Source organism: Sphingomonas sp. TX0543 (assembly GCF_048565505.1).
In the GTDB taxonomy this organism is placed as follows: Bacteria; Pseudomonadota; Alphaproteobacteria; order Sphingomonadales; family Sphingomonadaceae; genus Sphingomonas.
Map to the genome: position 1 here is coordinate 711,462 of NZ_JBLZUS010000002.1, position 13,003 is coordinate 724,464.

A 13,003-nucleotide genomic window follows, 5' to 3' on the forward strand; every position below is an offset into this window, starting at 1 on the left:
GTCGGGAGCGCCGGCGATGAGCGGGCCATCGCAGGATATCGCGACCCTCGCCAAGGGCGGGCGCACCAACGTCGCCGGGTTCATCCTGCGGCTGATGGCGCGCATCCCGTTCCTGTTCATCGCCGGGCGGCTCTATGGGCCTGATCTCGTCGGGCGTTTCGCGATCGCCGTCGTGGTGGTGGAGCTTGCCGCGCTGGTCTCCACGCTGGGCCTGAAACGCGGGCTGGCGCAGGCGCTGGCGACGACCGAGCGACCGCATGTCCACGTCGTGTGGGACGCGATGGTGCTCGGCGGCATCCTGAGCCTGTCCGCGAGCGCGGTGCTGTGGATTTTTCCTGAGGTCATGTACCCCAACAGTTATATCGCGGGGCTGGATCGCTATCTGCCGCTCATCATTCTCGCGGTCGCCTGGTCTGATATCAGCCTCGCGGCTTTGGCCTATCGGCTGAACGTGCGCGCGACGGTGACGGCGCGAGCAGTGGTGGAGCCGTGGACGATCTCGATCGCGGCGTGGATATTTTCGTTCTTCACCACGCGTGACGGGCTGGTGCTCGCGTATGTCTCTTCGATGGTGGCGGCGCTGACGGCGAGCCTCGTGCCATTCATCCGCAGCTATGGCTTGCCACGGGGCTGGTCCCCGCATCTTTCCGAGCTATTCGCGCTGGCGCGGCGCAACGTACCGCTCGCCGGAGCAGACGCGCTGGAATGGGGCACGCGCAATGTCGATCGCTTCATCCTGGGTCTGCTGTTCGCGCCGAAGATCGTCGGCATCTATTACATGGCGCAGCAGGTCGCGTCGCTGCCGCAGAAGCTGAAGACCTCCTTCGATCCAATCCTTGGGCCGGTCATCACCCGCAATCTTGCCAGCGACAACCGCGCCGCGATTGCCGAACAGGTACGCCAGGTTGCGTTCTGGATCATCGCCGCGCAGGGCGGGCTGGCGCTGATGGGCTCGATCCCCGGCGAAGCGGTGATGGGGATTGTCGGCCCGCAATTCGTGGCGGGCACGGCCGCGCTGGCCTTCTTGCTGACGGCGGAGGTGCTCGCTTCCACCGGGGCGGTGTGTGAATCCGCGCTCGTCTATATGGCGCGGCATCGCAATCTGGTGATTTCGGCAGTGATGCTCACGTCGCAGGTGCTGCTGAGCTTCGCGCTGATTTTCGCGATGCGCGCACTTGGCTGGCCGCCGGCTTTCCAGGCAGCGGGCCCGGCGGTTGCGCTGATGCTGAGCCTTGCCCTCACCTCGATTATCAAGGCGCGTGTGCTGAGCCGACTGCTGCATAGCTCCGTCTCGCCACTGCGCTGGCCGCTGCTATGGGCGGCGATCGCGGCGGGGGCGATCGGCGGGCTCTTCACGTTGCTGCCGCATCGCTTCGAATGGGCCGAACTCATATTCGGCATTCCCGCGATCGCCGCCGTCTATCTATTCGTTCTGTGGCGCTGGGCATTCGGCGCGGCGGATCGCGCGCTGTTCAGCAAGAAGCCGCACGTCGAGGATACGACGCTGACCAGCGCCGGAGCGATCACCGGCTAGGCTAGGCGCGCGCCGCGAGCCTGCATCAATGCCGGAAGTGGCGCATCCCGGTGAAGATCATCGCCAGCCCCGCTTCGTCCGCCGCGGCGATCACTTCCGCATCACGGATCGAGCCACCCGGCTGGATCACCGCCGTAGCCCCGGCCTCGACCGCCGCGAGCAGGCCATCGGCGAAGGGGAAGAAAGCGTCCGACGCGACCGCCGAGCCGATCGTGCGCGGAGCCGCCCAGCCAGCCTTCTCTGCGGCGTCCTTCGCTTTCCAGGCGGCGATTCGGGCGGATTCGAGCCGGTTCATCTGGCCCGCCCCCACGCCCGCCGTGCTGCCGTCCTTGGCATAGACGATCGCGTTCGACTTGACGTGCTTGGCGACTGTCCAGGCGAAGCGACAGTCGGCCAGTTCCTGCGGCGTGGGCTGGCGCTTCGTCACCACCTTGAGCATCTCGTCGGTCAGAACCCCGTTATCGCGCGACTGGACCAGCCAGCCGCCGGCGATCGACTTGGCGGTCATCCCGCCGCGCGCAGGATCCGGCAAAGCGCCCGTCAGCAGCAGGCGCAGGTTCTTCTTTGCCGCGAACAGCGCGATCGCCTCCGCGTCTGCATCGGGTGCGACGACTACTTCGGTGAAGATGCCGGTGATCGCCTTCGCGGTGGCAGCGTCGAGGGTGCGATTGAGCGCGATGATCCCACCGAATGCGGAAACCGTGTCACACGCAAAGGCCGCCTCATAGGCTTCGGCCAGGGATGCCCCGCTTGCCACGCCGCATGGATTGGCGTGTTTGACGATCACGCAGGTCGGCCCAGCTTCACGGAACTCGGTGACGAGCTCCAGCGCGGCGTCAGCGTCGTTGAGGTTGTTGTAGCTCAGCTCCTTGCCCTGCACCTGTCGCGCCTGGCCGATGCCGGGCGTCGCGGGGCCGGCATGGTTGTAGAACGCCGCTTGCTGATGCGGGTTCTCGCCGTAGCGCAGCACAGTCGGGTGCTGGAGCACGAACGGAAGTGTCGCGGGAAATTGCTGCCCCTGATCGGCCAAGCCGAACCAGCTCGCGATCATGGCGTCATAGGTGGCGGTGGCGGCGAATGCCTTGGCGGCGAGACGCTTGCGTTCCTCAAGATTTGTTTCGCCACTGGCGACGATCTCATAGTCGGCCGGATCGGTGACGATTGCGACATAGGCATGGTTCTTGGCGGCGGATCGCACCATCGATGGGCCGCCGATATCGATATTCTCGATGACCTCGTCGCGCCCCGCACCCTTCGCGACGGTCTGCGCGAATGGATACAGGTTCACCACCACCAGATCGATCGCCCCGATCTCATGCTCTGCCATCGCGGCCAGGTGCGCGGCATCGTCGCGCACGGCAAGCAACCCGCCGTGGATCATGGGGTGCAGCGTCTTGACGCGGCCGTCCATCATCTCCGGGAAGCCGGTGACGTCCGAAACGTCGCGCACGGTAAGCCCCGCATCGCGCAACGCCTTGGCCGTTCCGCCGGTCGAGACGAGCTCGACACCCCGCTCCGCCAGCGCTCGAGCGAGATCGACCACTCCCGTCTTGTCCGAAACGGAGAGAAGCGCGCGCTTGATCGGGATCGTGGTCATATCGGCCTTGCGAAGCTGGGAGGACTCGCGCGGCCTCTTAGAAGGGGATGCCCGCAAACGCTAGCGCGCGCGCTTCAGCGCCCAGCTCACGCTGGCGCCACCAGCATCCGCTGAGCCGGTGATGACGAGCTGTTGCGTCGCAACCGGCCGGCCTTCGGCATCGATCCACAGGCTTTCCTCGATCGCGAGCGCATCGCCGCGCACGCGGAATTGCCACAGCGCGCCGCCCGGAACGCGCAACACCGCCGCGAGGCCATCGGCGGTGGGAGATGCCTCCACGCCGCGCCCAAGGTGGAAGCGGATCGCGAACGGCGTGCTGCCGGCCCGCCGCCGCCGGCCCTTGGGGAGCAGCGAATCTTCCCCGCGCAATTCGCGGCCGTCACTCGTCAGCACGAGCTGGCGGCGGTGGAGGAAGCCGAAGCGGCGCACATAGCCGTCATGGCTCGCCTCGATCCGCCCCGCGCCGTCGGATTCCTGTCGGGAAAGCTCGACTTCGGCCACGCCCTTTCCCAGGCTGCCATCGGCCAGGGTCGCGGTGGAATTCGAATCCTCGAGCGTCAGCGTCGAGTGCGCCGCGGTGGTGCGCAGGCCGTCGACCAGTTCGCGCGGCAGGCGGGACGACGCGGCGCGGCCGCCACCGCAATTGACGATCAGCCGCGCCGCGCCATCCGATAGCTCGAACGCCAGCGTGGAGGCACAGCCGCCTTCCACGACCCGCGCGATCGGCGGGGGCGCCGCATCCATGATGAGCACCGCACTGCCCCCGGTAAGCCGCTGATACCCCCATTCGCGGGCCTGCTTCAGCGGCCGGGCGCGCACACCGGTCGCCTCGATCACCTGCGCCACGCGCTCGGCCGGAATCGGGCCGCCGCCCTGCCAGCTAGCGAGCGCGCGATCGGCGTGGCAGACGCCCAGCAGCGCCGGGATCAAGCGTGCCAGCGCCGCCTCCGCCGCGTCGGGCAGTTCCATCCGGCGCGCGGCATAGCATTCGCGCAGCATTGCGAGCAGCGTCGCGATCTCCAGCAGCGCATCCGGTGCGCGATTAACCGCGCCGCCATCCTCGAACAGCGCGGTGCCGAGCGCGCGCGCCAGCCCCGCTTCGCCAGCCAGCCGGCGCGGATCGCCGCCGGGTATCAGCAGGCCCGCGGCAATCAGCCCGCACCAGGCGGCGATCCTCTTAGGGCCGGGTGGCGTCTTGTCCGCGCCGCGCTCCAGATGCCGCGCGCCGCGGGCGAGCGTGTTCAACACCTTCGAACGATAGACGAGGTCGGTGGATGAAAGGATCAGCGGCGCGTGCGTCGTCCAGAAAAGAATGCGCCAGCCCCAGATATCGGGTCGCCATGCCGTTCCCGAGACCTTCTCGGCGTGGGCGGAGAGCCAACGCGCCATCAGGCCCTCTGCGATGGGTGCGCCTTTCGCCCGTGTCGCCACCGAAGAGAGATCTCGCAGCCAGGCGAAGGACTGGATATAATCGGCAAAACCCGGTGTGACATCGAGATTGCGAAAATCGACTGCCGGGATCGCGCGTACGTCGCCGCGCCACGTGATCTCGCCCTCGAGCAGCGCCTGCCCGCGCGCCGCATCGCCGAACAGCGGATCGTCGGGCACCGCGATCAGCTTCAGCGGATAGCGGCCCTTCAGGCGAAAGGAGTGGATCGGGGTGCGCCACGTCAGCCGATCCAGCGTTTGCGACAGGCGCTCGGCGAGCGACAGGCCACGGTCACCACCTGATCGAACCAGCCGCTTGCCCTGCTCGATCCCGTCGGCGTCGGGACCGCCGCTCTGATCGTTCATTCGCCCCGCAGCGCCCGGATATTGGCGGCATAGGCATCGGGGCCACCTCGAAAAGTGGCCGTGCCGGCGACCAGCGCGTCGGCGCCGGCATCGATCGCCAGCCGCGCGGTGCGCTGGTCGATTCCGCCATCCACTTCCAGATCGATGTCCCGGCCGCTGGCGTCGATCAGCGCGCGGATCGCGGTGATCTTGCGCAACTGGCTATCGATGAAGCTCTGTCCGCCAAAGCCGGGGTTGACGCTCATCACCAGCACCAGATCGATCATGTCGAGCAGATAGTCGAGGATATCGATCGGCGTCGCGGGGTTCAGCACAACGCCGGCACGTTTGCCCAGGCTCTTGATGTGCTGGACGGTGCGGTGGACGTGCGGGCCGGCCTCAGGATGGACGGTGATCGTGTCTGCCCCGGCTTCCGCGAAGGCATCGAGATAGACGTCGACCGGGGAGATCATCAGGTGGACGTCGAACGGCTTGGTCGTGTGCGGGCGCAGCGCCTTCACCACCGCCGGGCCGATCGTGATGTTCGGCACGAAATGGCCGTCCATCACGTCCACGTGAATCCAGTCCGCACCGGCGGCGTCGATCGCGCGCACCTCTTCGCCCAGTTTTGCAAAATCGGCGGAAAGAATGGAGGGGGCGATACGGACTGGCTTGGTCATGGTGCTCCGCTGCTGCATCGAATCCCCGCCGGGCTGGCGAGTGCGAGGCAGCCTTAACGTGCGATTCGCTCAGGCGGAAGCGCGTCGCAGCCGCGCGACGAAAAAGCCGTCGCAGCCACCCTTCGCCTCGACGGTTCCGGGAAGGGTACGGACGAACCCGTCGGCCTGTGCGGCGATTCCCTCGGGCAGTTCACCGTCAATTGGCGGCATGACGGCAAAATCGCCGCGTTCGGCCAGCAGCCGCGCGATTTGCTCCTCGCCCTCCTCAGGCTCCAGCGAGCAGGTGGCGTACACCAGCGTGCCGCCGGGCCGCACCCAGTCCGCCGCACGTTTCAGGATGAGCTGTTGCAGCGCCGCCGTTTCCGCGATTACGCCCGCGTGGGCACGGTAGAGCACGTCCGGGTGGCGGCGGAAAATGCCGGTGGCGCTGCACGGTGCGTCGATCAGGACGGCGTCGGCCGTAGTGTCGGGTGCCCATTGCAGCACGTCCGCGATCACCGTTTCGGCCTTCAGTCCGACACGGGCGAGATTCTCGCTGAGTCGCGCGGCGCGACTTTTGGAGGCGTCCACCGCCGTCACCTGCCAGCCGGCTGCGGCGAGCTGGAGCGTCTTGCCCCCTGGCGCGGCGCACAGATCGAGCGCGTGGCCGGTGCCCGTGCCAATCAGTCGCGCCGGGATTGAGGCTGCGAGATCCTGCACCCACCAGGCACCTTCCGTGAACCCGGCCAGGTCCGGCACGGGGTCGGGGTCCGTCAGACGCAGGTGCGCTGGCGCAAAGCTCTCCCCCTCCAGTCCCGCCCATGCAGGGTCTCGCAGGGTCAGATCGAGCGGCGGCCGCACCGCCAGCGCGCGCGCGGCGGCGGAGACCATTTCATCACCCCAGGCGGCGCGCCAGCGCTCGGCGACCGGGTTTGGCAGCGTCGGAATTTCCGGCAATGTCGCGCCGCGCCGCGCCAGCGTTCCGAACACGCCATGAACCAGTCGACGGGGGCCGCCATCGACCAATGGCAGCACGGTCGCGATCGCGGCGTGCGGCGGCGTGCCGAGCGCCAGTGTCTGGGCAAGCGCGATGCGCAGCGCCATCCGGGCCTTGGCGTCGTCGGGCAGCCGCTGCTGGGTGGCGGAATCGATCAACGCGTCGAGATCGGGCAGCCGCCGCAACGTTTCGGCAGCGATCGCATGGGCGAGGCCGCGATCGGGCGGCGACAGAACGTCGCGTGTCGCGGCGGGAAACGCCGCTTCCAGCGCCTCGCCCCGCCGCAACACCGCGTCGAGCAGACGCATTGCTGCGCGACGCGTCTTGGTGCCGAGCGGCTCTGCGGTGCTGGATCGGGCGATATGGGGCTTGGCGCGGGTTGTCATCACGCCCATGTGGCGGCTTGGCAGCCCGATCGGAAGAGCAATGTCGAAACGCCCAGCCCATGTAAAGCCGCCGGCCTATCTGTCGCCGAACAGCCCGGTGCCCAAGCCGGCACCCGCGCAGCCTGGCCCCGCCGATCGCGATCCGACGCGTTATGGTGATTGGGAGCTGAAAGGGATCGCGGTCGATTTCTAGGCGGTCAGTTCGACCAGCTTGAGAATCGTGTTCCAGTTACGTGCGGTTGCCGCCTTCGGGAATTTTGCTCTGGCCATCGCCTGGGGCAGTTTCGAATTGCCGATATCCACCGGGTAATCGACGAACAGCGCGCGGTCGATAGCGTGCAGGCGTTCCGGCCCTTCGTGAATGGTCGCCAGCGTATCGAGCAGCGCCGGGGCGAGCGGCTCGTGAAGGAAGAACACCTGCACATGGTTCGGCCGGATGCGCGACTCTTCGACGAAGGGGTTTGCGGCGACGATCGATGCCAGCGCGGGATGATCGCGCAGGAACCATTCGGTATCGAGGCCCAGCCTGTCGCGCGCGGCGGCACGCAGGTGATGTTCCAGCGTTGCCGCATCCTTCTCGTCGCTGTCGAACAGCGCGTTGCCGGAGGCGAGCAGCGTGGCGACATCGCCCATCCCCTCGGCACGCAGGAAATCGCGCAGCTCGGCCATCGCCACCTTCTTGCCGGCGTTGATGCTCTTGAGCAGCGCCGCCCAGCGCATCGTCAGGCCTCGTCGCGCAGCGGGCGGGCGAGCAGGTCGCGCGTTACGGCGCGCACGTCGGCACCGTCGAGCAGCTGGCGCACCGCTGTCACGATCGGCATATCAACCCCCGCCTCACGCGCTGCCTCTGCCAACACCGGGGCGGTGAACGCGCCTTCCGCCACCGTGCGACGGTCCGCGAGCAGGTCCGCGGCCTTCTCGCCGCGCCCGAGACCTAGCCCGAGCGAGAAATTCCGCGAGCTGGTCGATGAACAGGTAAGCACCAGATCGCCCAGCCCCGAAAGGCCCGCCAGCGTTTCGCCCCGCGCGCCGCGCGCGAGGCCGAAGCGGGTCATTTCGGCGAAGCCGCGCGCGATCAGCGCGGCGCGGGCGTTCTGCCCCAGCCCGGCGCCCTCCACCACCCCGCAGGCGATGGCGAGGACGTTCTTCACCGCGCCGCCGATCTCCGCGCCGATCACGTCGCTCGAGGCATAGGGGCGGAAGCCCGGGCCGGCCAGCCGCTCCGCCAGCCGCGCCTGCAGCGCCGCATCCTCGCATGCCAGCGTGACGGCGGTGGGCAGCCCGGCGGCCACCTCATGCGCGAACGTGGGGCCGGAGAGCACCGCGATCGGCGCGCGGGGATGCGCGGCCTGCGCGACCTCGCCCACCAGCCGCCGCGAGCCCGCCTCGATTCCCTTGGCGCACATCACCAGCGGGGTGGCGCCCACGGGTGTGTCGGCGAGCACGCGGCCGACGTGTTGAGCGGGGGCAACCACCAGCAGCGCATCCATGCCCGCCAGATCGGCGAGCGCTTCGGTCGCGCGGATCGCCGGAGAGAGCGGGACGCCGGGCAGGAACAAGGGGTTGGTGTGGCTGGCGTTGATCGCCAAAACCACCTCCGGTTCGCGCGCCCACAGCATCACGTCGCCGCCGCGCGCCGCCACCTGTGCGAGCGCGGTGCCCCAGGCGCCGCCACCGAGCACGCCGATCCTCATGCCTTTACTCCCGCGCCCCGGACTGCCTCTGCCGTGGGATCGAGCGCCCAGCGCGCGCGCGCCGGCGTGTCGAGGGGATCGGTGAGGCCTGCCGCGAACCGCTCGACCCCCGCCCAGGCGATCATGGCCGCGTTATCGGTGCACAGCCACAGCGGTGGGGCGACGAAACGCAGCCCGCGCGCCGCCGCCAGTTTCTCCAGCGCGCCGCGTACAGCGCCATTCGCCGCGACGCCGCCGGCCACGACCAGCGCCGTCGCGCCGCCGGTGCGATCGAGTGCGCGGCCCGTGCGGTCGATCAGGCAGTCCACTACCGCCTGCTGGAACGAGGCGGCGATATCCTCGGGCGCATGATGCCCGACCGCGCGCGCCACCGCGCTCTTGAGGCCTGCGAAGGAGAAGTGCGGCTCTGCCGATCCGAGCAGCGGGCGGGGCAACGGCACCGAGCGTGGATCGCCAAGCGTGGCAGCGCGCTCCACCGCCGGACCGCCGGGAAAGCCCAGCCCAAGCAATTTGGCCGTCTTGTCGAAGGCTTCGCCGGCCGCATCGTCGATCGTGGTGGCGAGCCTGCGATAGCGTCCGACACCTTCCACCAGCAGCAACTGGCAATGCCCGCCTGAAGCGAGCAACAGCAGGTAAGGGAAAGCGAGATCGGGATCGGACAAGCGCGGGCTGAGTGCATGGCCTTCCAGATGATTGACCGCGACCAGCGGCTTGCCGACCGCGTGCGCCAGCGCCTTGCCGGTGACCAGGCCCACCATCACACCGCCGATCAGCCCCGGTCCTGCCGTCGCGGCGATCGCGTCCACCTGATCGAGCGTGATGCCGGCGTCCGCCAGCGCAGCCTCGATCAGCGGCTCCAGTGCCTCGACATGCGCGCGCGCCGCGATTTCGGGGACTACCCCGCCATAGGGGCGATGTGCGGCTTCCTGCCCGGCGAGCCGGTGCGCGAGCACCTGTCGCCCGTCGCTCACCAGCGCGGCGGCGGTCTCGTCACAGGAGGATTCAAGGCCAAGGATCAGCATGTCCCGCCTTCTATCCAATCGCTGCGATCTTGTCGAAGGGCGCGCCATCGGCCATCGGGGCGCATGACCTTTCGGCTCGGCACCCGTGCGTCCCCCCTTGCGCTCACCCAGGCGGAGATGGTGCGCGACGCGCTCGTCGCGGTGCATCCGGGCCTTTCGGTCGAGCTGGTGCCCATGCGGACCACTGGCGACAAGGTGCAGGATCGCGCGCTGGCTGAGATCGGCGGCAAGGGGTTGTGGACCAAGGAGCTCGATCGGGCGCTGCTCGCCGGGGAGGTCGATGCCTGTGTTCATTCGGGCAAGGATGTCGAAACGATCCGGCCGCCAGAGATCGTCATTGCCGCCATGTTGCCGCGCGCCGATGTGCGGGACCGGCTGATCGGCGCGGATTCGATCGCGGCGCTGCCGAAGGGAGCGGTGGTGGGCACCAGCTCGCCGCGCCGCCGCGCGCAGCTGCTCAATCTGAAGCCGGATCTGCAGATCGTGCTGTTTCGCGGCAATGTCGCGACGCGGCTGGAAAAGCTCGCCGCCGGTGAGGTTGACGCGACGTTGCTCGCCGCCGCCGGGCTGGACCGGCTGGGCCGGCACGATCTTGGCACGGTTATCTCGGCTGGCGAGATGTTGCCGGCGCCCTCGCAAGGCGCGATCGCGATCGAGGTGCGCGCGAACTCACCGGCGGTGGCGATCGTCGCGGCGATCGACGATCGCGATACGAGCATGGCGGTGTTCACCGAACGCGCGTTTCTTGCCGCGCTGGGTGCGGGATGCCATTCCCCGGTCGGCGCGCTGGCGCGGATCGAGGGGGCGCGCATCACGTTGCGTGGGCAGCTTCTTTCGGAGGAAGGCGCCTATGCCGTGGACGGGACGATAAGCGGCGCGCCGGGCGAGGATATCTCGGGCGCGCTGGCCCGCGATCTGCTGGCACGGGCGCCGATCGCGATCACTCAGCTGTTCGGTGGATGATGCGGAACGCGATCGTCGTGCGCCCCGCGCCCGGTGGCGGGCAGACGATCGCCCGGCTCGCCGCTTTGGGCATACCGGCCCTTGAATTCCCGCTTTTCGTGATCGCGCCGGTCGCCTGGTCTCCGCTGAACGAAACATTCGACGCGCTGCTCGTCACCAGCGCCAATGCGATGCGGCACGGCGGGATCGGGCTGGAAGCACTGACCGCGCTGCCGGTGGTGGCCGTCGGCGAGGGAAGCGCGCGAGCGGCGCGGGCCGCCGGATTTCAGGTTGCGGTCACCGGTGCCGCGGACGGTCGCGAAGCGGTCGAAGGGGCGCACCAGGTCGGCTTTTCGCGCCTGCTGCATCTCGCCGGCCGCGATCGAATCGACCTGCCGGGCGTCACCAGCATGACCGTTTATAGGAGCGACGCGCTATACCCGCCGCCCGGCGCGCTCGAGGTGGCGTGTGGACAGGTGGCGCTGCTGCATTCGCCACGTGCCGCCCGGCATTTCGCCGCGCTCGTCGATCGTGATGCCGTGCCGCGTCATAAGGTCCGTATCGCCGCGCTTAGCGAGGCGGTGGCCCAGTCCGTTGGCGGCGGCTGGGGCACGATCGGCGTCGCGCCGCGTCCCGACGATGTGGTGCTCACCGCTCTTGCTGCCAAGCTCGCGATTGACCCGTGAGGCCGGGACGGGGATAGTATCACCATGAACGATCCTATGCCGAGCGAAACCGCCGCGCGCCGGCCGCGGGTCGGGCTGGTGATGACTCTCGCCGTGCTCGCCTTTGTTGTCGGCATCGCGCTGATGTTCGTGGCGATGCGCAATTCCGACGGCTGGTTCATTCAGACGGCCCCGCAGGACCAGCCCTCGTCTCAGCCAGCCGGGCCGGCTCCCGCGCCGGCGGTGGCTGTGCCCGCGCCAACGCTGAATGCGCTGGAGACGCGCGAGACCGCCTTGGCCGCGCAACTCGCGGCGCTGGAGGCGCGTGCCGCGGGGATCGATACAAGCTCCGCCGCTGCCGCTGCCCAGGCAGGTCGGGCCGAGGCGATGATGGTCGCCTTCGCCACCCGTCGCGCGATCGATCGCGGCATGCCGCTCGGTTATCTCGAGGTTCAGCTGCGCGAGCGTTTTGGCCAGATCGCGCCGGGCCCGGTGGCCACTATTATCCAGGCGGCGCGCCAGCCGGTCACCCTCACCGCGCTGCGCCAGGCGCTGGATACCAACGCCGACGTTCTCGTGAACGGCGACGACGGCTGGCTTGAGGGAGTGCGGCGGCAGCTTGGCAAGTTGGTGATACTGCACGATGCGAGGACACCGTCGCAACTGCCAGCTGAGCGGCTGGCGCGGGCGCGGCGGCTGCTCGAATCCGGACAGGTACAGGCGGCGATCGCCGAGGTATCGCGGCTGCCGGGTGCAACCAATTCGGGCAATTGGGCTAATGCCGCTCGCCGCTATCTCGATGCGCATCGGGCACTGGACGCGATCGAGGCGGCTGCGCTGATGCTGTCGCCGCCCGCACCGCCGAAGCAGGACGAGGCGCAAGCCTCTCCGTCGCCCGGCGCCGCCGACCCGGCCGTTCAGCCGGCACCGGACGCTATTTGACGCGCTGGATAAGCGCCACCGCGCCGGCTGGCGCGCGCACTTTCGCGCCGTTGATGAAGAATATGAACGCGTCGCGCGGCGTCTCCGGTGGGGTGGCCGCGTCGACATATGGAAGGCCATCGGGTGCGCTGCCTGCGGCCCATTCGCGCGCCGCCGCCGCCCAGCGATCCAGCCCGGCGGGTGAATAGCCAGCCGGTTCGTCCTCGACGCCGCTTTCCAGCCGGACATACATGAAGTCCGCTGTGATATCGGCGATCGAGGGATGATCGGCAGAATCGGCATAGACGATCGCAACGCCGGCTGCGCGGCACATCTGGACGAATGCCGGGTCAGCGAAGGATTCGTGCCGCACCTGCACTGCGTGACGCAGTCTCACGCCCTCGTGCGACGCGGGCAGCAGCTTGAGGAACGCGCCGAAATCATCAGCGTCGAACTTTTTCGTCGCCATGAATTGCCACAGGATCGGGCCGAGCCGGTCGCCAAGTTCCACAATGCCCTGGCTGACGAAGCGTGCGACCGATTCTCCGGCTTCCGCCAATATCTTGCGGTTCGTGCAGAAGCGTGAGGCCTTGAGCGTGAACACGAACTCGTCCGGCACCGCCCTTGCCCAATTGGCGAAGGTGGCCGGTTTGAAGCCGCTGTAATAGGTGCCATTTACTTCGATAGCGGTCAGCTTGCCGGCGGCATATTCCAGCTCGCGTTTCACGGGCCATTTTGGCGGGAAAAAGGTGCCGCGCCATGGCTCGTACGTCCAGCCGCCGATGCCGATGCGAATCGTGCCGTTGCTCATCC

Annotated in this window: 13 protein-coding genes; 5 read left to right on the forward strand and 8 right to left on the reverse strand. The window is 68.4% G+C overall.

All coding sequences use genetic code 11. The features are described from left to right. The first annotated feature begins 16 nt into the window (after positions 1 to 16). Complete coding sequence (locus tag ACM61V_RS04090; protein ID WP_137788241.1) at positions 17 to 1,534, forward strand: lipopolysaccharide biosynthesis protein; 1,518 nt, start codon at positions 17 to 19, stop codon at positions 1,532 to 1,534. A gap of 25 nt (positions 1,535 to 1,559) precedes the next feature. On the opposite strand, the gene purH is transcribed toward ACM61V_RS04090, so the two are convergent. The 4 genes from purH to ACM61V_RS04110 form a co-directional block, all read right to left on the reverse strand. Further along, entirely contained in the window at positions 1,560 to 3,131 is a 1,572-nt protein-coding gene (gene purH / locus ACM61V_RS04095) for a bifunctional phosphoribosylaminoimidazolecarboxamide formyltransferase/IMP cyclohydrolase (RefSeq protein ID WP_137788240.1), read from the reverse strand. 60 nt (positions 3,132 to 3,191) lie between these two features. Then, positions 3,192 to 4,925: a heparinase II/III family protein gene (locus ACM61V_RS04100; RefSeq protein WP_137788239.1), complete on the reverse strand. Its 1,734-nt coding sequence runs from the start codon at positions 4,923 to 4,925 to the stop codon at positions 3,192 to 3,194. Beyond that, positions 4,922 to 5,584 (reverse strand): ribulose-phosphate 3-epimerase, encoded by a 663-nt coding sequence (rpe, locus tag ACM61V_RS04105; RefSeq protein WP_137788238.1) that lies wholly within the window; start codon positions 5,582 to 5,584, stop codon positions 4,922 to 4,924. The genes ACM61V_RS04100 and rpe overlap by 4 nt, the downstream gene beginning before the upstream one ends. Before the next feature lie 69 nt (positions 5,585 to 5,653). After that, positions 5,654 to 6,946: an RsmB/NOP family class I SAM-dependent RNA methyltransferase gene (locus ACM61V_RS04110; RefSeq protein ID WP_137788255.1), complete on the reverse strand. Its 1,293-nt coding sequence runs from the start codon at positions 6,944 to 6,946 to the stop codon at positions 5,654 to 5,656. A 40-nt stretch (positions 6,947 to 6,986) separates the two neighbouring features. Here ACM61V_RS04110 and ACM61V_RS04115 point away from each other — a divergent pair, with 40 nt between their 5' ends. Beyond that, positions 6,987 to 7,139, forward strand: coding sequence for a DUF1674 domain-containing protein (locus ACM61V_RS04115; RefSeq protein ID WP_137788237.1), 153 nt, complete (start codon positions 6,987 to 6,989; stop codon positions 7,137 to 7,139). Here ACM61V_RS04115 and ACM61V_RS04120 read toward each other — a convergent pair. From ACM61V_RS04120 to tsaD, 3 genes are read right to left on the reverse strand one after another with little or no spacing between them, the layout of a single operon-like run. Next, positions 7,136 to 7,666, reverse strand: a complete 531-nt coding sequence (locus ACM61V_RS04120; RefSeq protein WP_137788236.1) for a DUF1697 domain-containing protein — start codon at positions 7,664 to 7,666, stop codon at positions 7,136 to 7,138. The genes ACM61V_RS04115 and ACM61V_RS04120 overlap by 4 nt on opposite strands. Before the next feature lie 2 nt (positions 7,667 to 7,668). Further along, complete coding sequence (locus ACM61V_RS04125; protein WP_137788235.1) at positions 7,669 to 8,640, reverse strand: NAD(P)H-dependent glycerol-3-phosphate dehydrogenase; 972 nt, start codon at positions 8,638 to 8,640, stop codon at positions 7,669 to 7,671. After that, positions 8,637 to 9,662, reverse strand: a complete 1,026-nt coding sequence (gene tsaD, locus ACM61V_RS04130) for a tRNA (adenosine(37)-N6)-threonylcarbamoyltransferase complex transferase subunit TsaD (RefSeq protein WP_137788234.1) — start codon at positions 9,660 to 9,662, stop codon at positions 8,637 to 8,639. Before tsaD ends, ACM61V_RS04125 begins: the two co-directional genes overlap by 4 nt. Before the next feature lie 63 nt (positions 9,663 to 9,725). On the opposite strand from tsaD, the gene hemC reads away from it, so the two are divergent. The 3 genes from hemC to ACM61V_RS04145 are packed head-to-tail and all read left to right on the forward strand — an operon-like array spanning position 9,726 to position 12,211. Next, the gene (gene hemC / locus ACM61V_RS04135; RefSeq protein ID WP_137788233.1) at positions 9,726 to 10,625 is read left to right on the forward strand and encodes a hydroxymethylbilane synthase; all 900 of its coding nucleotides are present in this window, start codon (positions 9,726 to 9,728) and stop codon (positions 10,623 to 10,625) included. Then, positions 10,622 to 11,290, forward strand: a complete 669-nt coding sequence (locus ACM61V_RS04140) for a uroporphyrinogen-III synthase (RefSeq protein ID WP_419713815.1) — start codon at positions 10,622 to 10,624, stop codon at positions 11,288 to 11,290. The genes hemC and ACM61V_RS04140 overlap by 4 nt, the downstream gene beginning before the upstream one ends. 24 nt (positions 11,291 to 11,314) lie before the next feature. Then, entirely contained in the window at positions 11,315 to 12,211 is an 897-nt protein-coding gene (locus ACM61V_RS04145; RefSeq protein WP_137788231.1) for a hypothetical protein, read from the forward strand. Here the strand turns inward: ACM61V_RS04145 and ACM61V_RS04150 are convergent. After that, the gene (locus ACM61V_RS04150) at positions 12,204 to 13,001 is read right to left on the reverse strand and encodes a DUF72 domain-containing protein (RefSeq protein WP_137788230.1); all 798 of its coding nucleotides are present in this window, start codon (positions 12,999 to 13,001) and stop codon (positions 12,204 to 12,206) included. The genes ACM61V_RS04145 and ACM61V_RS04150 overlap by 8 nt on opposite strands. Positions 13,002 to 13,003 lie beyond the last annotated feature (2 nt).

What these genes read in the sequence shown, in the direction of transcription:
- ACM61V_RS04110 (WP_137788255.1), bottom strand. Translation starts at nt 6,946, where the DNA reads ATGACAACCCGCGCCAAGCCCCATATCGCCCGATCCAGCACCGCAGAG.
- ACM61V_RS04090 (WP_137788241.1), top strand. Translation starts at nt 17, where the DNA reads ATGAGCGGGCCATCGCAGGATATCGCGACCCTCGCCAAGGGCGGGCGC.
- hemC (WP_137788233.1), top strand. Translation starts at nt 9,726, where the DNA reads ATGACCTTTCGGCTCGGCACCCGTGCGTCCCCCCTTGCGCTCACCCAG.
- ACM61V_RS04125 (WP_137788235.1), bottom strand. Translation starts at nt 8,640, where the DNA reads ATGAGGATCGGCGTGCTCGGTGGCGGCGCCTGGGGCACCGCGCTCGCA.
- purH (WP_137788240.1), bottom strand. Translation starts at nt 3,131, where the DNA reads ATGACCACGATCCCGATCAAGCGCGCGCTTCTCTCCGTTTCGGACAAG.
- tsaD (WP_137788234.1), bottom strand. Translation starts at nt 9,662, where the DNA reads ATGCTGATCCTTGGCCTTGAATCCTCCTGTGACGAGACCGCCGCCGCG.
- ACM61V_RS04115 (WP_137788237.1), top strand. Translation starts at nt 6,987, where the DNA reads ATGTCGAAACGCCCAGCCCATGTAAAGCCGCCGGCCTATCTGTCGCCG.
- ACM61V_RS04150 (WP_137788230.1), bottom strand. Translation starts at nt 13,001, where the DNA reads ATGAGCAACGGCACGATTCGCATCGGCATCGGCGGCTGGACGTACGAG.
- ACM61V_RS04140 (WP_419713815.1), top strand. Translation starts at nt 10,622, where the DNA reads ATGATGCGGAACGCGATCGTCGTGCGCCCCGCGCCCGGTGGCGGGCAG.
- ACM61V_RS04100 (WP_137788239.1), bottom strand. Translation starts at nt 4,925, where the DNA reads ATGAACGATCAGAGCGGCGGTCCCGACGCCGACGGGATCGAGCAGGGC.
- ACM61V_RS04145 (WP_137788231.1), top strand. Translation starts at nt 11,315, where the DNA reads ATGAACGATCCTATGCCGAGCGAAACCGCCGCGCGCCGGCCGCGGGTC.
- ACM61V_RS04120 (WP_137788236.1), bottom strand. Translation starts at nt 7,666, where the DNA reads ATGCGCTGGGCGGCGCTGCTCAAGAGCATCAACGCCGGCAAGAAGGTG.
- rpe (WP_137788238.1), bottom strand. Translation starts at nt 5,584, where the DNA reads ATGACCAAGCCAGTCCGTATCGCCCCCTCCATTCTTTCCGCCGATTTT.